Below are 23,253 nucleotides of genomic sequence, written 5' to 3'. Positions count from 1 at the left end.
AACCCTTTTGAAGGGAATTTCATTTTATTTGTTCTCTTAAGTTGATGGGCATGGGCTGAATCCAGCAAGTGCAGTAGCTACGAATAAACTAGCGTCGACAATGGGGTGTGCAACTAGTAATATTGTGTTTTATCGTTCTGGTAATCTTGATTTGAAATCGGCGTTTAAATTAGTTCCGCTCACTTTCATAGGTTCCATAATAGGGGCATGGACCGTTCATTTAATGAATCCAGAAGTACTGAAGCCATTGATGTTGATTATGCTTGGTGCGGTCGCTATTTATACGATATTCAAAAAGGATTGGGGTAGTATTTCCACTCATAAGAAATTGTCTGGTCGACACGTCATTATTTTTACCTTTTTTATTTTTGCTATTGGTTTTTATGATGGATTTCTAGGTCCTGGAACAGGCTCGTTTTTAATGTTTTCTCTTTTATTTATTGGATATGATTTTTTAAAAGCAGCAGGTAATGCGAAGCTTCTTAATTTAGGAAGTAATGTTGGTGCATTGTTGATGTTTATGTATGTAGGGCAAGTAAACTATGCGTATGGTTTTATAATGGGGATTGCTCAAATTGCTGGAGGGATTGTTGGCTCCAAATTCGCTATAAAAAAAGGAAGCGGGTATGTTCGTGCTCTTTTCATTACAGTAACTTGCTTATTGTTAGCGAAAAATCTGTATGACTATATTCAGTAAGTAATTAAAGAACGTAGAAAAGGTTAAATACGCAGATTACATAAAATATAAGAAGACACTAAGGAGAAAATTCCTTTTAACATTTTTTAGATGCTACCTTGTTTGAAGATAGCATCTAAAAAGAAAATCTAAGTGAAGAGAATGAAAATAATATAAACTCATATTTTTCTGGGGTATGTTTATTGATTATATTGAAATGTTTACTCTATATTCTTCTTATAATTAGGCCTCAACAAACTCTTAAAATCCAACTCAGCAATTAACACACTCAATAATATAAGCGTAGCCCCTAAGTATCCTTTTCCTGTCAGCGTTTCACCTGTGAAGACGAAAGCAAAGCCTGCGGAAAAGACAGGTTCTAATGAAAAAATAAGACCTGTATGGGTAGGTGTCGTGTATTGCTGGGCAATTACTTGCACGATGAATGCGACTGCGGTGCAAAATATGCTTAAAGCTAATATGATTAGCCATGAGTCGATCGTGCTGGGAAGTTTTGGTGTTTCTATAATGAATGAGAAAATAAGACTAAATAGGCCGACGAAACCGAGTTGCACTACTCCAAGTGCAATGGAATTCACATGTTTCGTTACGCTTCCAGTAATGATGACGTGGATCGCATAAAACAGGGCAGACAGTATGCAAAATATATCGCCGTTACCGATTTTGAATTCGCTAGTTAATGTTAATAAGCCGATTCCTATTATCGTTAAAATGATTCCTACTATAACTTTCTTTTCTGGAATGTGTTTTAAAAATATAGCTGATAATATCGGAATGAAAATGACTGTGAGACATAGTAAGAAACCAGCATTAGAAACACTTGTATACTTTGTACCGAAAGTCGCGAAAATGTAAACGATAAATAAGACAGAAGCGAGTATAAATGCATATTTTACAGTTTTAAAATCGATCTTAAATAAATGTTTGTAAAATATTAAACCTGATAAAAGAAAAGCGATAATAAATCGTAATGCGATTAAATTATATTCTTCTATGCCATCAAGTCCAAGCTTTGTAAGTAGGATGGATGCACCCCAAAAGAATGTAACTAGTAGTAACATTAAATCCGCTTTTAATTGTAGTTTCATTTCTATTCCCTCGTTATGTATAAATTTTATAAGCCCATACCCCTATCCCCATTTTTATTTTAATATTAATTCTGAATATTTGTAACTTAAATTTATCGACGTTTTATTTCATTGATTTAATGTTATCCGCCGCAAACATATTAGCGGAGTTAAATCTAAACATGATGTACGATGTGATGAAGTCTTTTAATCCATTATTGAAGAGATTAGTTAGTGTAATAATTTCAGAAAAATTAGGAAGAGCGATGGTGCGAGTTGGGAAAGATGGATATGCTCATTCGATTATTGAAAGTTCGGATTTGAAGAAGATCGGTAAGTAATAGTATGTGTATAAAAGCCCAGTTTGGAGGGGCTTTTTTTCTATGTAAAATTTCACTTGTTTTGTTTACATAATATCTTTACAATCATTTGATAAAATATATGTAACTGCATATTGTGAGGGTGGGTGGTTATCCCTTCTTTCCATTTGGAAGGAAAGGGGGTGATAATATGGAGTTTTTGTTTGACCTTGTAAAAGAATTTGTAAAAGCGACTGTACGTGAAGTTTCAGCGTATTTTTTGCGGAAGCAACTTCTGGATAAGGACAACAAAAAACCCACTCCGCGCCGTAGGAAGCAAAAGGGTGGGTTTCGCAAAAAATAATAACGTATAATAACCACCACCCTATACGGTAGCAGTTAAGGGAGAGATGTTAGCGCATCTCTTCTTTTTATTATATGCCAATTTATTCGCTGTCACACTTATATAGTATTCTACGGAAAATATATCATATTCCTATTTTGTGGTCAATTTGATCCCGCTTTAACGGGCAGTAAGACCCCCACCTCAAAATTCAGTGGAAGCAAAGAAGTTAGGTGGGGGTCGGGCTGTCCGTAAAAGTCCGATTGGTGAGGGCTGATTAAAGTTTCACTTTATTGCATGATTGAAAAGGTGTAGTCTTAATCCTCTTCAAACTGAAAAATATCCCGATTAATGAGTTGGTGGAGATACCTATCCATTTCAGCAGCAGAAACTTTTCTTTCACTTTTAAACCACCATGCGCTTAATGAGGTGATTGCCCCTGAATAAAATTCAATGATTAAATCATTGGGCATCGTATGATTTTTGTGCAGTTGATTTAATGCTTCTATTTCTTGTTTTCTCGTTTCGTGACTTAAATACTGTGTTCGGTTAATAAATTGTTCATCAGACATTTGCGTTTCTAATATTTTACCGATTTCTTCATGGTGTAGAAATTGTTCCATTACTTGAAATGGTTTACTTAATCGATCTGAAACCGGTATTTCAGCAATCATCTTGCTGTATCGTTTAAATCCAAATGCTAATAAAGCATCTTTATCTTCGAAGTGTTTATAAAAGGTTGTTCGGTGTACCATTGCGCGGTCACATATTTGGTTAATCGTGATCGTACTATATTTCTGTTTTGATTGCGTCATTAATTCAAATAAGGAATCCCACAGTAATTTATGTGTACGTCTAATACGTAAATCAAGTTGTTTTTCACTATCGTTCATCTACAATTCTCCTTTTTTGTAGATTAAATATACAGTGGCTGAAAATTGATTCTCCCTTTTTAATCTACATATGTATATTATATTACATGTGTTCCGGTGTATTTAAAGTTTTTTAAGTAAGAAACAGGAGGAGAATCTGTAAATGAATATGACAACTAAGAGCCCAGCAAGTGGCAAAGTTGATACTTCTAATTTGAAACATACCCCCATTTTAATTGCATTACTTTTAGGTGCAATGGTTGCATTATTAAATGAAACATTACTTGGTAATGCGTTAACGGTATTAATGAAAGAATTTGACGTAACCGCTTCAACGATTCAATGGCTTTCTACGGCTTACATGTTAGTAGTTGGGGTTTTAGTTCCAATTACAGCGTTACTTCAGCAATGGCTCACAACGAGACAAATGTTTTTGATCGCTATGGTAACGTTTTTAGTCGGTACATTAATTGCGGGATTCGCACCGACATTTTCCGTTTTATTAATTGGCCGTATCGTCCAAGCTGTAGCGACGGGGTTAATTACACCGTTATTAATGAATACGATTTTAATCATTTGTCCACCTGAAAAACGTGGTGCGACAATGGGATTAATCGCACTCGTGATGATGGCAGCTCCGGCAATTGGCCCTACATTATCTGGAGTAATTGTGGATTCATTAAATTGGCGCTGGTTATTCTATATTGTTATTCCTATCGTGATCATTTCCATTATGATTGGGATGAAGTACATTCAAAATGTTTCAGAGTTAACAAGGCCAAAAGTAGATTACCCATCTATCCTTTTATCGACATTAGGATTTGGCGGGCTTGTGTATAGCTTTAGTGCATCGGGTGATTTAGGATGGTCCGATGCAAAAGTGTATGGCACTTTAATTGTTGGGCTTATCTCATTATGTATTTTTGCCGTTCGACAATTGAAAATTGAGAATCCAATTTTAGAATTACGAGCATTTAAAGTTCCGATGTTTACATTATCAGTTGGATTAATTGTCATTGTGATGATGTCGTTATTTTCAACGATGACTTTATTACCGATGTTCCTGCAAACCGTTTTACTCGTTACAGCTTTTAAATCAGGAATTATCATGCTTCCGGGAAGTGTTATTAGCGCCATAATGGGGCCAATCGCAGGTAAACTATTTGATAAATTTAGTCCGAAAGTTATTATCGTTCCCGGCATTGTCTTAGTAGGAATTGCAATGTTCTTATTTAAAGGCATTACTCCTGATACATCAATGTTACAAATTATTGTCATGCATAGCGTATTAATGGTTGGACTCATGTTTGTCATGACAGCACAAACATACGGTTTAAATCAATTAACACCAGATTTATATCCGCACGGAACAGCACTATTTAGTACGTTGCAACAAGTAGCTGGTGCAATTGGTACAGCTATCTTTATTTCGAAAATGTCTTCAGGAACAACTAGCTATATGGAGAGCTCCGTAAATCCACTGGATCCAGTAGAGAAGTTAAACGGTTTAACGTCAGGGTTCCAAGGTGCATTTGCACTTGGGTTAATCTTTATTATTGTTGCATTTATCGTATCGTTATTCTTAAAAGAAGAGAAAGAAGGAGTAAAGGCAGCGAGGGTTTTACAGAACGAACATTAAGGTTTATATAAAAAAGACATCTTTCCCTAGAAAAGATGTCTTTTTTATATTTTTTTCGTAACACTTGTTTTGGGTGTCTTCATACATAAGAATTGGTATGTACAATAATTATCCTTTTTGAGAATAACGATGCAAAGCCGTACTAATAACTAATAGTTCACCAGATGATTTAGTGACATCGTATATAGATCCTGTTATGAGAATAGGCATAGTCATGATTGTGAAGTTGTTATATTGGTATTAAATGATTTATACGTTTTTTATAGTGAAAATTAGAGACACTTCAATAAAAAGGAATTAAATATGGTACTCTTTAGTTAAGATATTTAAACGAAGACAGGGGAAATGAAGATGGACAAAAAGCTAACGTATTGGCTAGCATCTATTATAGGTGTAGTAGTACTTGCAACTGGTATGACTTATGGAATGTTACAGTTTGCTGAAGTCCCGCTTGGGAGTGAGGACCATGTTTTTGCAGAGGTTAATAAAGAAGACACACTATCGAATGAAGCAGAAGTGAAAGGCTCAAATGCACAACTTCACATTACAGTAACTTCTACTGAAGAAGAAGTGATTTCAGCTATGCATAGCATGACTCATCAAAAAGTAAAAGCGTGTGAAGGAAAGGGAGCAACCCCTATGTCCAAAAAGAATGCAGAGAAAGTAAGAAACATTCTAAACGGAAACAATTTCAAGAATAAAGAAGAGCTATTAGCAATTACTGAAAGATGGGCAAACAGAGATTTTAGTAAAATTTTAGAAGAACATAACTATTTTATTAAACTTCAAGGTGGCAAGATAGGTGAAGCTACAGTAATGGATAAGATAGACGAGAAAGTATTCTGTTTCAATACTTTCGGTGATGATGTAACGGCCGCATTAGTTAAATCAGGAGATCTTCAGCCACGTTAAAGTGTCTTTCTCAATTATAAGAAAAGCCTCAAGTATTCATATACTTGAGGCTTTTCCAATGGAAAGATAGGAATGATACGAATTCCTTACATTAAGAACAAAGTGGAATTACTCCTAAACCAATTAATAAAGCTGCAGCAACTGCTGGAATTGGTACAGGAATTTGAATACCTTCTACAAACAAGAAATACTGACCACTTACTATTTTAAAACAAACTAATTGCATGGCTATTCCTCCCTTCTTTTAGAATTAATACATTATATTAATTTATCTATTTATTGTTATAGTTAAATTATTCATTTTTAAAAATATAGTTAATATGTAAATAGTTTTCTAAAGGACCTGCTCAATCAATACGAAAAAACATAAGATGAAACGAATCCATTAAAATACATGAGTGAACCTTAGTTTTCCCCTCTTATCTAAAGGAGGAACTATTATGGGCTATGGTGGTAGTTGTGGCGGTTGTGGCTTTTCTGGAGGCTTTGCTTTATTAGTTGTGTTATTCATTTTATTAATCATCGTTGGAGCTTCTTGCTTCTGCTAAAAACTATTGGAAAAGACACTCATATGGAGTGTCTTTTCTTTTGTGCAAAATGATTCCTGATAATATCCAACTGTATATAGTATACGGTATATTTTTTCCTCATTAGACATATAAAAATGTTGGAGGGATGTTATGAAACTAGTAGGGAAGTACATTTATATTCGGCTTTATAAAACTGCTGATGCTAACGAGTTAGCTAACTTACATATTAGAAATCGCGAATTTTTTCAACGAGTTTGCCCGTTGCTCCCAGAAGTTTTTTATACAGAAGAACATCAAAAAATACGTCTTGAACAAGCTCTAAAAAAGACAGCTGAAGGACAAGTATACCCTTTCGGAATCTTTTTAAGAGAAAATGATAAACTGATTGGAGACATTTCATTAACTCAAATTGTTAGGGGAGACCTCCAAAGTTGTTATACGGGTTTTACTTTGGATAAGGAGCATAATACAAAGGGCTATACAACAGAGGCTCTTCAACTTGTTGTAGATTTTGCTTTTAGGGAATTAAAGCTACATAGAATTGAAGCAGGAGCGATGCTTGATAATATAGCATCTATTTGCGTATTAGAAAAAGTCCTACATAAGAGGACTTTTTTGTATATATATAGATTAAAATAATAATAGAAATTTTTTATTTTTTTCCACAACTATTAATTAAATCATATTGTTTAGAAATCATTTCATTCCGAATTTGATCGAGATGTTTATGTAATGTTTCTTTTATTGCACTACCTGTTTTGCTTTCAAAACTTTTGTTTAATTCAATTCCTTGTTCAGATAAACTTTTGCATACATCATGAAATGCTTCTTTGTTTTTTTGAATGGCATGTTTTTGGCTTGCTACTATGCTATTTGTTTTGAATGCTACATCAGTTTTTAAAAGTGATTGTTGCATTTCTTTTTCTAATTGCTTTTTAACAGCTTGCAACTCATCTATAATAGTTCCAACTGCACCAACTGTAGCTTTTTCTATTTCTTTCTCTATTTTTTGAATTTCCCCTATAAAATCCATCATATTATCTCGCCGCCAGTCCTTCAAAATTTGTTCCTAATTGATTATCTTTATCGCGTAATGAATTAGCTGCATAAGCAATATCATCTCCAAAATGAATCAATTCTTTTTGTTTTTTCCGTAAAAGATGAATTAGTTCTTCTGCTAGTTGTACATCATGAAAATAGTCTCTTCCGTTTTGGGATATTTTTGCAACCTCTCTAATTGCTTCATCTACTTCATGTTCTTCTAACAGATGATATTTTCCTCCAGGGCCTGTCTCATGCTTCAATTGACTCTTTAATTTCGCAACTTCCTCTTCTTCTTGTTGTTGAAATCTTTCTATATTTCTAATAATATCAGATAATATATCGCTTATTTTTTGTATCTCTTTTGCATGACGAATGATATCATCTGGTTCTAATTCTAGTCGAACACTACCATTATTGTGGAACATTTCTAGAAATGTTGACATTGGATGTTGTCCCATAAATACAGCCGCGAGAATACTATCTGTTCCATTACTTTTCGTTGTAAATTGTTTACCGATCATAGGTGCTCCAAATTGATTGAAATTTCCTACAGCATCTTCTTTATGAGTATAATCTACTACTTTATTTTCCATTACGCCTTCATCTACTCGTTTTTTTGCTTTATCACTTAGTAATCTATAAATATTTGGTGCAGCATATGTTGTTGCATAACAATTCATTTCTGCTGCTACATATTGAGCCTCCGCAGCACCTTTACTATGTCCGGTAGTGTGAATAGATGTAGGATTATATTTTTTTTTAATTTTTTCTGTAAATTCTAATGCACTATCAAATGATGTCGGAGCTTTTCCGCCTGCTACACCAAGGTTCTTTTTTTGTCCAAGTGTAATTTGAACTATATCTGTGGTTTTATCTCCATCGAATCTATCAAATTCAGTACCACGGAATGCAATGATTACATCGTCATACTGTTTTTTACCAGGCTTATACTTATTTGCAGGTACTACAGCGATTGCTTGTAATCCGTTTTTCACTTTTGTGTCATCTGCATCAAATGTTTCTATAACTTTCCATTCTTGACCATTAGATCCTGTAATTTTTGCTTCTTTATGTAAATATTTCTGTTTATAAACTTTATCCGATAGCTCGAAATAATCTTCATCTGTCGCAATTGGATTCTTTTTAAGTTCATTCATATATTTCAACTCATTTCATGGTATATTTTAACTATATTTAAATACAAGGGGATTTTAAATGAAAAAGAAATTGGTAATTATTTTATCCATTATTTGTATTATAGCAGGAGGATATTTTACTATGGAATACTTAAAACAAAAAGAAAAAGAAGAAAAGTTTTGGAAAGTACAAGAGGCACGAGTAGAAAAGTATATTCATTATAATATCGAAGGTGTAAAATCTATTACGTTTACAAAAAAAGATGTAAGTCCAATGGGAGTTCCTTCTGTAGAAGGATATATAAATAATGATAAGGAATTATGGTTTGATGCAAGTATAAGTACTACAGATAAATTTGAGGATAAGTTTGGTTGTTCTGGGGAATTAGATAAAATGATTAAAAAACCAGCAAAATCGGTATCGGAAATTGAAAAAGAAGAGAAAGAAAAAAGAAAAGAGTAGTCTTTGAACTACGCTTTTTTTGTATCCTATTCTAAGAAAAATGTATTGGTAAATGTTTTTTATAAGGAGAATTTCCAATGAAGAAAGTAATGATTTTGATTGTATCTGCTGTGATACTCATAGTAGGAGGATATTTTACTATGGAATACTTAAAACAAAAAGAAAAAGAAGAACAATTTTGGAAACGACAAGAAGCACGAGTGGAAAAGTATATTCGTTATAATATTAAAGATGTACAATCTATTACATTTACAGAAAATAAGGTAAGTCCAATGGGAGTTCCTCATATAAAAGGTTATATAAATAATAATAAAGAATTAGATTTTATAGCTAATATAAGTACAACTGAAAACTTTGAAGACAAATTTACGCGTTCTGGGAAATTAGGAAAACTTATAAAAGATCCTGAAAAATCAGTATCTGAAATTGAAAAAGAGGAGAAAGAAAAGAAACAAGAGTAGTTTTTGCACTATTCTTGTCTTCTCTATCTCATTTTAAGAAGAATACATTGGTAGGCTTTTTATAAGGAGATTTCCAATGAAGAAAGCAATGATTTTGGTTATATCTGCTGTGATACTCATAGCAGGAGGATATTTTACTATGGAATACTTAAAACAAAAAGAAAAAGAAGAAGAGTTTTGGAAAGTACAAGAGGCACGAGTAGAAAAGTATATTCATTATAATATCGAAGGTGTAAAATCGATTACGTTTACAAAAAAAGCTGTAAGTCCAATGGGAGTTCCTTATTTAGAAGGCTATATAAATCATAATAAAGAATTAGATTTTATAGCTAGTATAAGTACAACTGAAAACTTTGAAGACAAATTTACGCGTTCTGGAGAATTAGATGAAATGGTAAAAAAACCAGCAAAATCAGTATCTGAAATTGAAAATAAAGAGAAGGAAAAGAAGCAAGAGTAGTCTCTTTAACTACTCTTGTTTCTTTATTCTAGGGATACCGCCCATCACCGTTAAGCTCACAGAACAGGTTGCTTCTAAAATGAACTTCATTATTATAAAAGACTCTAATTTTTCGTTTTGGGGCAAATATTATATAAAATAATAGCTATCTCTAAATCACTAGCTTCAAAAAAGCCTTCACGCAATGATGATTGCATGAAGGCTTTTGATGTTATCTTATTTTTTTGTCTCGTTAACCCATGTAATAATGTCCTGGATGACGTACTCGGGAATATTAGCAGGGATTTCATATTCACTAGGGAGGCTTAATTCCCCGTCACCCTCCGTGAAGAAATGATTCAATTTCGGGTATTTTTTGAACTGAACATTCCTGCGGTTTGCAAGCCCTTCTTGCCATTTTGTATATTCATTTTTTACTGTTACTTGATAATCGCGTGCTCCTTGCAAAATGAGTAAAGGCTCTTTTCGTGATTTTGCTTCTTCAACTGGACGCTACCTAGAAACATCATACATAAAATGAGGTGACCCAAAATTGTAGCCAGCTGGAGGATGATCAGGATTGAAAGTAGGATCCTGAATAAAAGCAGCCTGTCTTTTTAGTTCATCGATTTCTTGCTTTGACGCCCCAAGGTATTCATACTGATCAATGGCAATGTCAGTCAAAGGGTGTGCAGGTGGTGCGAGTAAGATACTTCCTCGGACAAGTGAGGAAGGCGCTTTGCTCAGTATACGCGGCATTGTGCCGGCTCCTAGGCTATGTCCAAGAATGAAAATATTATTTGGATCAATGCCTTCCTGCTGCGCTGCTGATTTTGCTGCATAGATAGCATCATCTGTAGTATCACGATCTAACGTAACAGGTTCTGCACTCATCTTTAATGCATGTTCTAAGGTACGTTTTTCATAGCGCAACACTGCAATTCCGTTGGATGAAAGGCCCACCGCAATGTCTCGTAAGATTTTTGTTCCCATGTATGTGCTGTCGCGATCATGGATGCCAGCACCATGCACAAGAACAACGACGGGTACCTTTTCACCACGCTTATGTTTCGGAACTGTTAATGTCGCTGGTAACGGATAGGTAGAATTTCCAATGACGATTTCACGTTCTTGATAGGAGTCAGGTTGATCATAGCTAGGATGGGGGATGGTAAAAGATTCCTCGGGTGGCCTTTCTCCAATTTCATCTACTTTCCCGCCAGGTGTGAATTTAAGGAGTAGCGGTATGGTAGTTCCTTCGGTAGCTGCTGGAATTTCCACCGTCTGATGGACCAAGTTTCGTTCTTTTATCACGGGGGTTCCCATGCTTTTTATCCCGCTCCAGCCACTTTGTGTCCACCAGTTTTGTAATGTGTTTGCTGTAAACTTAGATTGAAAAGCAGCAGACGTCAACTGTAGTGCCTCGGCATACTTACCTTGCTGGAGATATTCAAAAAATAATGATGTACGCTCCGTTAAAGAGACTAGTTTCTTTTCAGCAGATTGTTCCTCACGTGTATCTGCGTGAATAGTTGTTGTAAGCGGGAAAGATGAAACGCCTAAAGAAAAGAGTAGGGTAAAGGTAAGTACTGATCTTTGTATTTTCTTTTTTTTATTCATGTTTTAACCTCCAATATGTGATGGTAAAAAACAGGTATGGTAATTAGAATTCTGGTACAAAAACCTCGAAATATTTACAATTAATCTCCAAAACTTGGACACATTCATATTATTACTCTAAACAAACGTAGATTTCTCCTTCTTCCACATACATATAAACTTCAGAAATAACCTTTCTTCCTTCGCTTTATATTTTGATTATAGGAAACAAAGCTCTCGTTTTTCTTACTTGATAATTACAAATTCCTTAAGTAGGGGATATTTTAAAAATGGATATGTGGCGGTACTCCTATGTTAAGAGATAGCTTAAGGACCGAGGATTATATTGTTTTTATGAAGAGTTGATGTTATGTTTGTTTTGTAACATATGGTGTTTTATGCATGTAGGAGGATTTATTGAAGAAATTATTAATATTGTTTTTATTAGCTACATTTTGTCTACAGATTACAGGATGTTCTAATAAGATGGGTACACTAAGGGAGAAGTCTAAAACTTCAACACCTGTGAAGTCTAAACGCATCAATAAAGGGTGGTACAAACATATGTAATAGTTTGTATCACCCTTTGTTGATGATAGAAGTCATAAGGAAAAGGTTGATAGTTAGATATTTTTCATAAAGAAAAGACACCCTAAGGTGCCTTTCTTCGACTTGAACCATCTTAATTTTAATAATATATTGGACTCCCATCCAAATATTATTTTACCATGTTAAGTTGTTTTATTCATTGAGAAATATGCTTTAAAACTATATTTTTAAAAATTATATAGATTTGAACAATATGTATACGAGCTACATATCAAAAAAAAGACACTCTCAAGAGTGCCTCTCCTTAGCAGCCGAATCCGCCGCCCCAACAGCTAGCGCCAACGATGATTAATAAGATGAAGAGCACAACAAGTAAGGCAAATCCGCCGCCGAAACCACAGCCTCCACCACAACTACCGCCATAGCCCATATTAACTCCTCCTTCCATAAAGACCATTTAATAATGGATTTAATTTAATTTATGTTTTTAAGGATGAATGGAGCAGGTCCTTAAAAAAATAAAAGAACTTTGGAAGTTTAAAAGAGTTGACGACCTTATTTTTGTCACCGGTATTCCGCCTTCTACATATTGTATTTTATTCTGTGTATTTGGGGGAAGGAGGATCTTTATGGCTAATTCTGAGATGATTTTACGTTTACTTACGGATTTAAAGATTGAACAACAATTGTTGAAAGAACAGTTAGAGAAAATGCAAACAGCTGTGACTATTCTTGAAGAAAAATCAGTGACGCTTAAAGAAAAACCAGCGACTCTTAAAGAAAAAACAACGACTCCTGAAGAAAAACCATCTGTTACAAAGCAAAGAGCTTTTTCTGGACGCCCAACATCTTTTCGTGATTGGAGAGCATCTAGTCAAAAAAATTAGGGAATGTTATGTGAAATGATAAATAAAAAAGTACAGTCTGCTGTAGAAAAGACTGTACTTTTTTATGTCAGTAGAGAATGTTAAGGGAGACGTATTTATTGGCCTATTCCACTTTTAATTGGAGTTCTTTATCTAACTTATCATTATTAATTTTTAAAGTTAATCCTTGCGTGTTTTTCGGTACATCAAATACAATGTTTCCTTCCGAACTTTCATTAGGATTAACAATATTAAATTTGAATGTGGAGATATTTGCAGCTTTAAGTACTGACTGATATTCATTGGAAATGTGATATTCTCTTCCAAATCCATCAATTAATTTAAAGTTGTTAATATCTAGTGTAATGGGTTCTTCTTTACGATTATAAACGGCGATGTCTAATACTTTAAAGACACCTTGTGCTTTAACTTCTCCAGTCCCTAGAACATCTAATGACTCGGCAGATCCCATTGACATGTATACATCAGAGGAATCTACATTGGTAGGAAGTTCTTTTTGCGGATCCTTGCTGCTAAGTTTGTTATTCTCTGTTTTTTTAGAAGTAGCCTGCTCGTTTTTCTCGGGCGCATCATGTGAACTGCAAGCTGATACTCCAAACAAGAATGTGCTACATAATAATGATGCTAATAACTTTTTGTTCATCGTTTGTTTCTTCCTTCCAAAATAGAAGCACTTTTAATGAGTGCTATATATATTTGTCTTTATATGTATTACATTTTATATCTTATTATATTGATTTTGGAAAGAAAAGGGAAAAGTTTGTGCGTTTCTCTGATTCGAATTATTTATCTGTCTAAAAGTTGAAATTAAAATGAGCCCCATAAATGATAAACCATTCCACTAACAAAAAACACTAATCCTAAAAATAAAACAATTAAAGCAAGCATTCCATTTTTATTATGTTCCATAAAAGTAGCTCCTTTTTCATTTACTTACATACAAAAGCCTTTAGTCGTAATTATGGCTAAAGGCTTTAATCTTCATACTTTGTAGTTTATAAAAAAGTTGCACTTCTGTATTAATCTGGAATATGATTGTTTAAAGAGAAGGTGATGAGTACATGCAGGAAACAAAACAATTCCCGCTTATATCTGGAAATCCCTCATTAGATTTAGTAAATACAGAGCTAGTTAGGCGTGGACAACGTTATGATTTATTAATAACAAATGAAGATGTATTAGAATGGCTACATGTAATAAAGGTTAATCTTCCTTTTTGGAATGAAAAAACACTTATAGGAATTCAGAAGCGAATGGATCAAGTTACATCTAGCATATTAGAGGTAAGAGAAGTATTGAGAAAACAGTTTGAGGCAATTGCTGATCAACAAGAAATTTCTAATGATTTTATTACGTATTTAGAAAAACAAATTGAGAAGGCACCATTTACATATAAAATCATTGAACAGCAGCTAGTATCTATCCCAGTTGGAGAAATCGAGGATGTACTCGCATCGTTAATTGCATTTGACGCTTTAACGTTAATAGCAGAAAATAAGCTTATTTCCCTTAAAAGGTGTTCAAATCCTGACTGTGTTTTATTATTTATAGATAAGAGTGGAAAACGAAAATGGTGTTCTATGAAAATATGTGGGAACCGGAAAAAGGTAGCAAAATTTCAGGATCGAAAATTTGAGGAAGTTTAGAGAATCAACTTATAACAGTTGATTCTTTTTTTGTATTTTAAAACTAACTCCTTAAATTAATATTTACAGGTTAGTTATGTCGAGTTATAATTGTTGGTAAATAAAGGAGGAGAACGATGGATAATATAACAGCAACTAAGCAGAAAGATCCTCAACCAGTAAGTGTACGATATTTTACAAAAATGAAAGGGAAAGGAAGAAGTCCATTACAAGTAAATATAAAGGACTCTTTAACAGGACTACTAGGGGGATTTTTAACAATTCTTACCTTAACATATTTAACGAGCATAACCTCTACAGAATTATTAATGGCTCCATTTGGGGCGAGTTGTGTATTAGCGTTTGGAGTTTGGAATGCGCCATTATCTCAACCGCGTAATATTATTGGAGGACATTTGATTTCAACTTTCATTGGTCTATCAATATATCATTTGTTTGGGAATGAATATTGGACAATTGCTTTAGCGGTGGGGATGGCAATAGCCGTTATGATGTTAACGAGAACGACGCACCCTCCGGCAGGCGCCGATCCGATTATCGTTATTTTAGGAGCAAACAGTTGGAGTTATTTAGTAACACCAGTTTTAATTGGCTCCGTTGTTATTGTAGTTATTGCTTTATTCATTAATAATATGAGTAGTAAAAGAAGCTATCCAACTTTTTGGGTGTAGTTTGTGAAGTGAGAAACAATTTAAGTGAGTATTCTATTTTTACTATGTTTTATATAGTAAAAGCCTTAGTCGTAATTGCGGCTAATGGCTTGGGTTCTCATACTTTGTAGTTTATAAAGAAAAGGCACTTTAAAGTGCCTTCTACAGATTTGAATTATTTAATTCATGTAATTAATATTCGTTAGCATAAAACTCTTTTATTAATTTTATTTCATTTGTATCTGGATTAAACTTAAATATTTTAATTTGATTCGATTCATCTTTGTATGCAAATGTATTCTCACCAACTTGGGTCATATTGCTGGTGTTTAAAATAGGATCGCTACCGTGATCAGTAATTTCCACAGTTTTCTCCCGGTCCCAGAATGCAATGACAATAATCAAAATGATAAGACATACCCGTATAAAACGTAATTCTCTTGCAACAGGATGTTCCATCTGTTTGCCTCCTTTACTGTTTGATAGAGTTTGTTTATAAAAGAGGTAATTCCTAGGAATATAAATAAAAAAGACACCGTAAAGTGTCTTTTTTATTTTAGTTATGCGCATTACTTAATAAGACGCTAGTTCCTCAGTCTGGCTATGAGTAACTATGTAGGGTGATTCCATTATAACATTTTAACCAGTAATGGGTCTATATGGAATTTAATTGTTTTTCTTTTTGATTATTCAGAATGATTAATTGGGTATTTGGATGAAGGAAGCAGTGACTTAACTTGTTTTAGAAGAGTGTTTAGATGAGCTTGATATAGATGAAGATTTAGATGCTATGTCTTATACATTGGTCTTACAGCAATATAACTGGAGAAAGGGGAGGGGGCTAATCTTGAGCTTTGGAAAGAAGCTGATGTAGAAGATTATGAAGAGAGAAAGAAAGTTTTACATACATTAAAAGCACAGCTGATAAAGTGTAGAGTTATATTTCACTTTACACGAACATAACGGTATACTATAGTTAAGTTAAGTGAACTTAACTATAAATGAAATGAAAGCATGGAGGAATAACGCTATGACTAGAACTTATAAAGAAGTAATTAATGAAATGAACCGAGCTTATAATGAATTTTACATTTTACTATTTCAGGAGTTAAAAGATGAGTTCGGTCTTACAGGACAGCAAGAGAGCATGCTATTTCATATTAATTTAAATGAAAACACGACGGCAAATCACATTGCGACTACTTTTAATATATCAAAAAGTGCCGTTAGCCAAGTTTTATCGAAATTGGAGAAACAGAAGATGATTTCAAAACAAGTAAACCCTAATAATAAACGGGAGTATTTTCTTACACTTGGTCCAAACGGTAGTAAGTATATAGAGCGGTTGTCTGAGTTAGATGATGTATTAATTGAGAAATATTTTTCTAAAATCGATATAAATGCCCTAGAGCAAATGACCGAGACGTTAACGAAAATAAATAAAGTGATATTGGAAGAAAAGCAGAAGGATCTTAATTGTAATGAGTAAGAACGTAGATGAAGCAATTAGTAGAAAGGAGGAGAAGCGTGTTATGAGTTTCATACCAAATATGATTACGATAGCAAATTTTATATGTGGGCTTTTAGCTATTTACGCTGTTTTCGTTCACGATATTTATTTGGGAGCAGTTTTTATTATTACGGGTATGTTGTTTGATTTTTTTGATGGCATGGTTGCTCGGAAACTTGATTCTGTTTCAGAAATTGGTGGAGAGTTGGACTCATTTGCGGATTTAGTTACTTTTGGTGTGGCACCGTCTATTCTTGCATATAGTGTCGCGTTAAAAGATTTGCAGTCTATCGGGATGATATGTGCGCTTGCTTACAGTATTTGCGGAATGCTTCGGCTTGCGAGATTTAACACGCAGCAAAGCAAACTCCCGACCTTTATCGGTATGCCGATTCCATTTGCGGCAATGTGTCTCCTCATTTTATGTTTTTTAAAGAATCCAGTTTCCGTGGCGTTTGGTACATGCGTACTCGCTTATTTAATGGTGAGCAAAATCAAATTCCCTCATTTTAAAAAAGATATAGCTGAAAGCTTGAAGCCTGGAAGATTGGATTGATGATACGGAATTACAATGAGGAAGATAAAGGAGAATAACATGATTCGTATGGCACTAAGATCATTCAACATACAAATGTATTGTTTGCTAGGCGTAATGTTATTGGGATGGTTTCTGACACCTTTTTCAGCCCAGTTTGTCGGGATAAGTATTGGCCTTTTGGTGAGTATGTACTGCGCCTGGATTTTAGGAAGGCGTATTGAAAAGTTCGGAGATAGCATTGTAAAAAAAGAAAAAGCACCGATGCTCGGAATGATAAATCGGTTTGCAGCCGCAATACTAGGTGCGATTATTATGTATGAAATTGAACACCATGAATTCATGTGGACATTCGCTGCCGGAATTATGGGCGGGTATTTCTTGGTTATTATTAATTTGGGGTATTACAGTATGAGGGATGCGGAGGAATAAAGTTTCACTTTATTATAAAGAAAAGACACCCATATAAGAGTGTCTTTTCTGATAGTTTTTTAGCAGAAGCAAGAAGCTCCAACGATGATTAATAAAATAAACAGTACAACTAATAAAGCAAATCCTCCAGCAAAACCGCAGCCTTCGCCGCAACTACCACCAAAACCCATAATAGTTCCTCCTTTTAATAAGAGGGGAAAACAAGGGTACACTCATGTATTTTAACGGATTCAAATTACTTTATGTTTTTTACGCAATAATTGAGCAGGTCCTTTGGAAAATAAAAAAAGACACCCTAAGGTGCATTCTTCCGATTGGAATCATCTTAATTGTATTGCGTCGTTATCATATAAGAAAAAAAGACATCAATTAAGATGTCTTTTTTTCTTTGTAAATTGGTGTTAAGAAGGTAACTTATTGCTTTTAACCTATGAATAATATAACAATCATCGAGTAAGTTTATTATAGCAGCGATAAATAGGGTTTTTATATGCAATATTACATATATATAGATTTATTTATGTTTTATTTGTATATTTTAATTGTCTGTTCCTTGTTTTAATTCGTTTATTTATATTTTTTTAGAGTGCTCCAGCAATGGAGCCTTTTTTAGTATTCTATTTTGATGATGTTCTATAAGATTAGCACCTTTTAAATTTGTTTTTGTATAAAAAGCCTTTAACTTGTATTTATAGCTAAAGGCTCTGAGTGTCATACTTTATAGTTTATAAAATCTTATAAGAAGAATAACCAGTATTTTATATAGAATTTATCCCGCTATTTGCCGGGCTGCCCATAAACACCCGATTGGTGAGAGCTGATTAAAGTTTCACTTTATAATGTTTTTTATCCAATTTGGAACTGAAAATGTACTAGCTTGATAATGAAGGTAGGTTATTAGAAGTGAAAAATTTTAGTTTTATTATAATTAATAGAAATGAAAGTAGTGTAAATATAAATCCACTCCAAATAAGTTGGTGAATACCTAAGTTTGAAATGAACCAGCCTCCAATAGTTGTTCCTAGAGTAATTCCAAGATTTGAGAATGAAACGAATAGGCTATTACCAAATTCGGGTGCTTCTCTTGCTTCACTTATTAACCATGTTTGACCAACAATTAATCCACCAGCATGCACGATTCCCCAAATGAATACCATGAAAATCATTGGAACAAGATAAGAACCTAAATAATAAACCAATATGTAAACAATAGAATATAAAATAGGGAACGATATTACTGTATTTACTATGCTTCTTTGCAAGAGACTACCAAATAAATGATTGCCTAAAATCATAACTATACCAAATATGAATAGCATGATACTGATGAGCGATCCATTCATGGAAGTTACTTTTGCAAGGTATTCGGCGAAGTAGCTGTATACGGAAAACATGGCTGCAAAAAGGAATGTGACAGTTAAAATATTTAACCATAATCCTGGTTTGCCGAGTATACGAATTTGTTTGCCGAAAGACATTTTTTCTTTAACGGGCATAGAAGGAAGTGAGATTAGTATTCCAATGAATGCAAGGGCGTTAATAAACGCTCCGAATAAGAAAGCAACTTCTAATGAAAATTGATCTGCAAGGTAAGAGGTTAATGGTACACCTAGTGCAAAGCCAACCGTAATTCCCATGAAAACTTTTGTAACCGCTTGACCACTCTTTTCAGGAGGGACAAGTTTAGCAGCAGTTACAAGAGCGATTGAAAAGAAGAGTGGGTGAAGTGCTGCAGGTAAAATACGAAAAATAAGCATGATTTCAAATTGTGTTGTATAAGCGTAGATTATATTTGAAATAACAAAAATAAAGATTGCTATTAATAAAATTATTTTACGATTAATACTAGAGACGAGCAGAATTAAAAACGGACCAGAAATAGCAACGACTAGTGCGAATATACTTACTAAAAATCCTGCCTGTGCAGTTGAAATGTCAAATTTCTGAGTGATTTGTGGTAATACACCGACAATACCCATCTCGGTAGTAATAATTCCAAACACCCCTATTGCTAGTGTAAGAATAAGTAAAGGACTTACTTTTTTCATTTGTAAAACTCTCCATTCTTATTATTATTTTGAAAGTGAAATCGATTTATTAACAAAGAAATGAGCATGATTGGATGTCAATAGTATTAGAATTATGTAATGTTAAATACAAAAACAGATATCTAAATAACTAGATATGATATGTTAAAAAAGATGCTCCTTTCTATGTTTCTTTCTTTTATAGGTAGCGAAGTTTTAAAAAGAATGTATTGGGCGGCTATATAAAAGCAGAATGTGTGAAAGCAAATAATCAATTGGTATGTTGATTATTTGCTTTTACTTTATAATTCATTTTGAACGTATTCAGAAAACGCTTGTATTGTTTTTTCATTTCGACGATAATATGTCCATTTTCCAATTCGGTCAGAGTCTAGTAATCCTGCCTTTTTCATAGTTAATAAATAACTAGAAATAACCGATTGGGCTAAGCCAGTTTTAAGCTGAATATCTCCTACACACACTCCAATCTGAAAATTAATCCCTTGTTCTAAATAAGGTTTTTCGTCGAAATGATTTTCTGGATTTTTTAACCATGATAAAATTTGACATCTTGTATCATTTGACAATGCTTTATAAATTAATGAAGGTTCCATAAGGATATTATATCTACTTTTATAGATTTGTAAATGGGTTTGTGTGATTTTAAGGGAAGAAGGTATAGTTGATCCCCTCGAATAGGAATAAGGTGCTCCTGATCTGTACCCTTTGTAAAGGACATTTTAAAAAAAGTTAGGCAACCTAAAAAAGATGATTTCTGTATGCAAACAGAAGTCATCTTTTTTAAATTTTATTGATAGCAAGAGTGATTATAGTACGTCATATATTTCTTAATTTCATGTTTTAACTGAACAAACGAGTCACATGATTTTATATATGCTTTATCGGTTAAAGTACTACGAGGATTACGTGCAAAAATGATAGTATTGTTAGGTTTAAGCATGTTGTTGCCTGGCTATCAATGGCGGATTCTTAAGAAGAGTAATAATAAAATCCAACTGAAGATTTAAGAAAAATTTTATGTTTACCCCACTCTTTATTTTAAAAGTTTCTCCTATCCTATAAATGAGTTACATCAAGAAGGAAACTAAAAACGACAAAGTCATAGAGGAAAATGTAAAGTTAGGGGATTCCACATGCATACAGAAGTTTTAATGAGTTATTTGTATACTTATTTTTTTACAATTATGTTTTGTATTTTATTTCAAATTGGATTTTATTTTAAAGCGAAAAGAAACATATCTATTCGGCATTTTCTATGGGTATATGTTTTTCTATTCTACCTTTCGCTAGTATATAAGGTGACGCAAATCGCGACTGTATGGGATATAAGTAGATACGAAACGTGGATTCGTGTAAGTCAAATTAACTTGACTCTATTTGATACGGCAGGTAGTACTACGTATCTTTTGAACATTGTACTATTTATGCCGTTAGGTTTTTTATTACCGATGATTTGGCCGCACTTTAGAAAAATGAAAAACACCGTATGTGCAGGATTTCTTTTTTCATTGGCAATTGAGTTAAATCAATTACTTAATAATAGAATTACAGATATTGATGATTTATTTACGAACACTCTCGGGGCGATTATTGGATATTTATTATATAGAGCTTTTAAAATGATATTAAGAAGAGAGGGGAAAAAGCTTGATACCAACTCTTCTCTAGTTATAAAATACGAGGCTGTTTTTTGTTTAGTGTGTTCATTTGTAGGGGCGATGTTAATTTATCATCCAGCTTTATTTGGAAGACCTATCATCCTTCAGTGAGGTGATTATGAATTTCTTTTGAACGCTCGTGCGATATTTCAATTTGTAAAAAGCCTTTAACTTGTTATAGTTAAAGGCTTTTATCATCATAATTTTTACTTACCAATTACCCACTCTAACATCCGCTTTCAACCACTTCACCCAATCCAAATCCTCTACCTTAAGCAAACTGAGCGAAACACCCTTCATATCTAGAGAAGTCAACAGCGTACCAACCTTTACGAATGTCACTTGCAATCCTTCCAGCTCACACAAACGGCGAATGTCGTTTGTGAAAATGTATTGTTCCATTAATGGAGTTGCGCCGAGTCCATTAATGAGGATTGCGAAGTTGTCACCTTTTCTCCAGCGGTAAATACTTTTTAGTTTGTTCATCAGTTCGATCGCTAATATTTCAGAAGAGGATAGTGCTTCTTTACGGTAACCTTTTTCGCCGTGAATGCCGACGCCATAAAATACTTCATCTTCGTTTAATGTGAATGAAGCTTTTCCTTTCACTGGATCGTTGGCAGGGGAAAGGGCAACTCCTAATGTGTGTAAGTTTTTGATGACAGCTTGCCCGATTGTTGTTAGTTCTTCTAAAGAATGTCCACTCTCAGCGGCCGCACCTAATATTTTTTGGACGAAAACAGTGCCAGCTACGCCGCGTCTTCTTTTATTAAAAGAAGCATCATCTTCAATTGAAACGTCGTCATTTACGATGATGTGGTCAATTTTTCTTCCTTCTTCTTTAGCAATTTGCTTTGCCGTTAGAAAGTTCTCAACGTCATCTTTAAAGTTTTTAATGATGAATAGTATACTTTTATCTTTTGGCATAAGGCGAGTTGCTGCTACAATTTGTTCCGCTGTTGGAGGAGTGAAGATGCTTCCGTTTACTGCCGCCGTGAGCATTCCTTTTCCTACATAACCTATATCAGCAGGTTCATGTCCGCTACCACCGCCGCTTATAATAGCGACGTCTTGCTTCATTTTTTCGATATCTTTTACATAAATGATGTTATTTGTTTCATCGTAATTTACTTTGTCGTTATGTTCAAAATAAAAGCCGTGCAGCATATCTTGAACGATATTTTGTACATCATTCATAATCTTTTTCATTGCTTTTGCCACCCTTTAATTACTTTGCTGATTGCTCCAGTAATAGTAGTAATTGATTGTTTATCATATTTTTCATAAGAGAAGACATAACGGAAGGATCTACTTCGCACTTGCTTTCAATCCAATCTTTTATCGTACCAACGAAGCCGTGACTATAAAAGGAGGCAATCGTATTTTTTGTCTCATTAGAAAGGCTGAATCCGCAGCTCACGGATAGTTCATCAATAATCTTCATATATAAGTTTTTCGTATGCTCAAATAAATAGTGATTAAACGAGTTTTGCTCAATGACTTTAAAAGCATTTCGGTAAAATTTTTGATTTTCATAAAAGTAATCAAATAATAAATCGAAAATGTTTTCCCATGTTTCATAGTCAAGAAAATCGATAATGTTTTCCTTCGTTTCTTCTCTATAAATCCAGCTTAATAGTTCAAATTTATCTTTAAAATGATAATAAAAAGTTTGCCTACGCATTTGACAGTGTAACATAATATCGCTCACTGATATTTTATGAAACGACTCTGTTTCCATTAAATACTTCAATGAGTTCGCGATTATCTTTTTAGAAATTATAGAAGAGGTCATCTGAATCATCCCTAGAATGTTATTAATATAAAAATCCTATCT

29 protein-coding genes and 4 pseudogenes are annotated in these 23,253 nt (G+C 33.8%); 18 read left to right on the top strand and 15 right to left on the bottom strand.

The window, feature by feature from the left end:
* Positions 1-52 precede the first annotated feature (52 nt).
* Positions 53-697: pseudogene (locus tag ACODS7_RS08020) on the top strand (sulfite exporter TauE/SafE family protein); the annotation flags it as partial.
* 200 nt (positions 698-897) lie between these two features.
* Here ACODS7_RS08020 and ACODS7_RS08015 read toward each other — a convergent pair.
* Positions 898-1,785: a DMT family transporter gene (locus ACODS7_RS08015; RefSeq protein WP_000776058.1), complete on the bottom strand. Its 888-nt coding sequence runs from the start codon at positions 1,783-1,785 to the stop codon at positions 898-900.
* 119 nt (positions 1,786-1,904) lie between these two features.
* Between ACODS7_RS08015 and ACODS7_RS08010 the strand changes: the two genes are divergently transcribed.
* Together ACODS7_RS08010 and ACODS7_RS08005 are read left to right on the top strand one after the other, a co-directional pair.
* Complete coding sequence (locus ACODS7_RS08010; protein ID WP_029441758.1) at positions 1,905-2,105, top strand: hypothetical protein; 201 nt, start codon at positions 1,905-1,907, stop codon at positions 2,103-2,105.
* Positions 2,106-2,274: 169 nt separating this feature from the next.
* On the top strand, positions 2,275-2,427 hold the full coding sequence (locus ACODS7_RS08005) for a hypothetical protein (protein ID WP_000394754.1): 153 nt from the start codon (positions 2,275-2,277) through the stop codon (positions 2,425-2,427).
* Positions 2,428-2,723: 296 nt separating this feature from the next.
* Here the strand turns inward: ACODS7_RS08005 and ACODS7_RS08000 are convergent, their stop codons facing one another.
* Positions 2,724-3,299, bottom strand: coding sequence for a TetR/AcrR family transcriptional regulator (locus tag ACODS7_RS08000; RefSeq protein WP_016082653.1), 576 nt, complete (start codon positions 3,297-3,299; stop codon positions 2,724-2,726).
* Between the two features lie 142 nt (positions 3,300-3,441).
* On the opposite strand from ACODS7_RS08000, the gene ACODS7_RS07995 reads away from it, so the two are divergent.
* Both ACODS7_RS07995 and ACODS7_RS07990 read left to right on the top strand, forming a co-directional pair.
* Positions 3,442-4,917 carry an MDR family MFS transporter gene (locus ACODS7_RS07995; RefSeq protein ID WP_048565176.1) on the top strand — a complete coding sequence of 492 codons (1,476 nt, stop codon included), beginning with the start codon at positions 3,442-3,444 and terminating at the stop codon, positions 4,915-4,917.
* 351 nt (positions 4,918-5,268) lie between these two features.
* Positions 5,269-5,829: a PRK06770 family protein gene (locus ACODS7_RS07990; protein WP_048565177.1), complete on the top strand. Its 561-nt coding sequence runs from the start codon at positions 5,269-5,271 to the stop codon at positions 5,827-5,829.
* Between the two features lie 91 nt (positions 5,830-5,920).
* Here the strand turns inward: ACODS7_RS07990 and ACODS7_RS07985 are convergent, their stop codons facing one another.
* Entirely contained in the window at positions 5,921-6,055 is a 135-nt protein-coding gene (locus tag ACODS7_RS07985) for a hypothetical protein (RefSeq protein WP_001177693.1), read from the bottom strand.
* Between the two features lie 214 nt (positions 6,056-6,269).
* Between ACODS7_RS07985 and ACODS7_RS07980 the strand changes: the two genes are divergently transcribed.
* Positions 6,270-6,377: a YjcZ family sporulation protein gene (locus tag ACODS7_RS07980; protein ID WP_000540375.1), complete on the top strand. Its 108-nt coding sequence runs from the start codon at positions 6,270-6,272 to the stop codon at positions 6,375-6,377.
* Between the two features lie 132 nt (positions 6,378-6,509).
* Positions 6,510-6,998: a GNAT family N-acetyltransferase gene (locus tag ACODS7_RS07975; RefSeq protein ID WP_089170525.1), complete on the top strand. Its 489-nt coding sequence runs from the start codon at positions 6,510-6,512 to the stop codon at positions 6,996-6,998.
* 13 nt (positions 6,999-7,011) lie between these two features.
* Here ACODS7_RS07975 and ACODS7_RS07970 read toward each other — a convergent pair whose 3' ends face one another.
* Both ACODS7_RS07970 and ACODS7_RS07965 read right to left on the bottom strand, forming a co-directional pair.
* Complete coding sequence (locus ACODS7_RS07970; protein ID WP_000968628.1) at positions 7,012-7,395, bottom strand: hypothetical protein; 384 nt, start codon at positions 7,393-7,395, stop codon at positions 7,012-7,014.
* A gap of 1 nt (position 7,396) precedes the next feature.
* On the bottom strand, positions 7,397-8,560 hold the full coding sequence (locus ACODS7_RS07965; protein WP_025688084.1) for an alpha/beta hydrolase family protein: 1,164 nt from the start codon (positions 8,558-8,560) through the stop codon (positions 7,397-7,399).
* 58 nt (positions 8,561-8,618) lie between these two features.
* On the opposite strand from ACODS7_RS07965, the gene ACODS7_RS07960 reads away from it, so the two are divergent.
* The 3 genes from ACODS7_RS07960 to ACODS7_RS07950 all read left to right on the top strand — a co-directional run bounded on the left by ACODS7_RS07960 (position 8,619) and on the right by ACODS7_RS07950 (position 9,923).
* Positions 8,619-9,002 (top strand): DUF1433 domain-containing protein, encoded by a 384-nt coding sequence (locus ACODS7_RS07960; protein ID WP_025688086.1) that lies wholly within the window; start codon positions 8,619-8,621, stop codon positions 9,000-9,002.
* Positions 9,003-9,079: 77 nt separating this feature from the next.
* Positions 9,080-9,463, top strand: coding sequence for a DUF1433 domain-containing protein (locus ACODS7_RS07955; RefSeq protein ID WP_029441762.1), 384 nt, complete (start codon positions 9,080-9,082; stop codon positions 9,461-9,463).
* A 76-nt stretch (positions 9,464-9,539) separates the two neighbouring features.
* Complete coding sequence (locus tag ACODS7_RS07950) at positions 9,540-9,923, top strand: DUF1433 domain-containing protein (protein ID WP_088114632.1); 384 nt, start codon at positions 9,540-9,542, stop codon at positions 9,921-9,923.
* 216 nt (positions 9,924-10,139) lie between these two features.
* Here ACODS7_RS07950 and ACODS7_RS07945 read toward each other — a convergent pair.
* Together ACODS7_RS07945 and ACODS7_RS07940 are read right to left on the bottom strand one after the other, a co-directional pair.
* Positions 10,140-11,522 (bottom strand): annotated as a pseudogene (locus ACODS7_RS07945) (alpha/beta hydrolase).
* A gap of 832 nt (positions 11,523-12,354) precedes the next feature.
* Positions 12,355-12,480 (bottom strand): YjcZ family sporulation protein, encoded by a 126-nt coding sequence (locus ACODS7_RS07940; protein ID WP_000540377.1) that lies wholly within the window; start codon positions 12,478-12,480, stop codon positions 12,355-12,357.
* Between the two features lie 199 nt (positions 12,481-12,679).
* Between ACODS7_RS07940 and ACODS7_RS07935 the strand changes: the two genes are divergently transcribed.
* Positions 12,680-12,937 (top strand): hypothetical protein, encoded by a 258-nt coding sequence (locus ACODS7_RS07935; RefSeq protein WP_029441764.1) that lies wholly within the window; start codon positions 12,680-12,682, stop codon positions 12,935-12,937.
* 103 nt (positions 12,938-13,040) lie between these two features.
* Here the strand turns inward: ACODS7_RS07935 and ACODS7_RS07930 are convergent, their stop codons facing one another.
* Positions 13,041-13,580, bottom strand: a complete 540-nt coding sequence (locus ACODS7_RS07930; RefSeq protein ID WP_001035582.1) for a DUF4352 domain-containing protein — start codon at positions 13,578-13,580, stop codon at positions 13,041-13,043.
* A 418-nt stretch (positions 13,581-13,998) separates the two neighbouring features.
* On the opposite strand from ACODS7_RS07930, the gene ACODS7_RS07925 reads away from it, so the two are divergent.
* A complete protein-coding gene (locus ACODS7_RS07925; protein WP_016082644.1) occupies positions 13,999-14,583 on the top strand; it encodes a CGNR zinc finger domain-containing protein in 585 nt (194 codons plus the stop codon).
* Positions 14,584-14,699: 116 nt separating this feature from the next.
* Positions 14,700-15,254 carry an HPP family protein gene (locus ACODS7_RS07920; protein WP_016082643.1) on the top strand — a complete coding sequence of 185 codons (555 nt, stop codon included), beginning with the start codon at positions 14,700-14,702 and terminating at the stop codon, positions 15,252-15,254.
* A gap of 171 nt (positions 15,255-15,425) precedes the next feature.
* Here the strand turns inward: ACODS7_RS07920 and ACODS7_RS07915 are convergent, their stop codons facing one another.
* Positions 15,426-15,692, bottom strand: a complete 267-nt coding sequence (locus ACODS7_RS07915) for a YmzC family protein (RefSeq protein ID WP_000400965.1) — start codon at positions 15,690-15,692, stop codon at positions 15,426-15,428.
* Between the two features lie 277 nt (positions 15,693-15,969).
* Between ACODS7_RS07915 and ACODS7_RS07910 the strand changes: the two are divergent.
* From ACODS7_RS07910 to ACODS7_RS07895, 4 genes and pseudogenes are all read left to right on the top strand, one after another.
* Positions 15,970-16,196: pseudogene (locus tag ACODS7_RS07910) on the top strand (hypothetical protein); the annotation flags it as partial.
* Between the two features lie 67 nt (positions 16,197-16,263).
* Complete coding sequence (locus ACODS7_RS07905; RefSeq protein WP_029441765.1) at positions 16,264-16,722, top strand: MarR family winged helix-turn-helix transcriptional regulator; 459 nt, start codon at positions 16,264-16,266, stop codon at positions 16,720-16,722.
* Entirely contained in the window at positions 16,715-17,299 is a 585-nt protein-coding gene (gene pssA, locus ACODS7_RS07900; protein WP_029441766.1) for a CDP-diacylglycerol--serine O-phosphatidyltransferase, read from the top strand. Before ACODS7_RS07905 ends, pssA begins: the two co-directional genes overlap by 8 nt.
* A 39-nt stretch (positions 17,300-17,338) precedes the next feature.
* Positions 17,339-17,710 carry an ATP synthase subunit I gene (locus tag ACODS7_RS07895; protein WP_043938274.1) on the top strand — a complete coding sequence of 124 codons (372 nt, stop codon included), beginning with the start codon at positions 17,339-17,341 and terminating at the stop codon, positions 17,708-17,710.
* A 59-nt stretch (positions 17,711-17,769) separates the two neighbouring features.
* On the opposite strand, the gene ACODS7_RS07890 is transcribed toward ACODS7_RS07895, so the two are convergent.
* From ACODS7_RS07890 to ACODS7_RS07875, 4 genes and pseudogenes are all read right to left on the bottom strand, one after another.
* Positions 17,770-17,880, bottom strand: a complete 111-nt coding sequence (locus tag ACODS7_RS07890) for a YjcZ family sporulation protein (protein ID WP_000505669.1) — start codon at positions 17,878-17,880, stop codon at positions 17,770-17,772.
* Between the two features lie 702 nt (positions 17,881-18,582).
* Complete coding sequence (locus ACODS7_RS07885; protein ID WP_243168362.1) at positions 18,583-19,758, bottom strand: MFS transporter; 1,176 nt, start codon at positions 19,756-19,758, stop codon at positions 18,583-18,585.
* Positions 19,759-20,039: 281 nt separating this feature from the next.
* A complete protein-coding gene (locus ACODS7_RS07880; protein WP_000433731.1) occupies positions 20,040-20,351 on the bottom strand; it encodes an ArsR/SmtB family transcription factor in 312 nt (103 codons plus the stop codon).
* Between the two features lie 194 nt (positions 20,352-20,545).
* Positions 20,546-20,647: pseudogene (locus tag ACODS7_RS07875) on the bottom strand (TetR family transcriptional regulator); the annotation flags it as partial.
* Between the two features lie 244 nt (positions 20,648-20,891).
* Between ACODS7_RS07875 and ACODS7_RS07870 the strand changes: the two are divergent.
* Positions 20,892-21,527 carry a VanZ family protein gene (locus ACODS7_RS07870; RefSeq protein ID WP_243168363.1) on the top strand — a complete coding sequence of 212 codons (636 nt, stop codon included), beginning with the start codon at positions 20,892-20,894 and terminating at the stop codon, positions 21,525-21,527.
* A 99-nt stretch (positions 21,528-21,626) separates the two neighbouring features.
* Here the strand turns inward: ACODS7_RS07870 and dhaQ are convergent, their stop codons facing one another.
* Entirely contained in the window at positions 21,627-22,625 is a 999-nt protein-coding gene (gene dhaQ / locus ACODS7_RS07865; RefSeq protein ID WP_243168364.1) for a DhaKLM operon coactivator DhaQ, read from the bottom strand.
* Between the two features lie 19 nt (positions 22,626-22,644).
* Positions 22,645-23,211, bottom strand: coding sequence for a dihydroxyacetone kinase transcriptional activator DhaS (dhaS, locus tag ACODS7_RS07860; RefSeq protein ID WP_243168365.1), 567 nt, complete (start codon positions 23,209-23,211; stop codon positions 22,645-22,647).
* Between the last annotated feature and the right edge of the window lie 42 nt (positions 23,212-23,253).

It is taken from the genome of Bacillus sp. FG16 (assembly GCF_057809515.1).
Note: the sequence above shows the minus strand (reverse complement) of the source record. Positions and strands in the feature narration are given on the sequence as shown.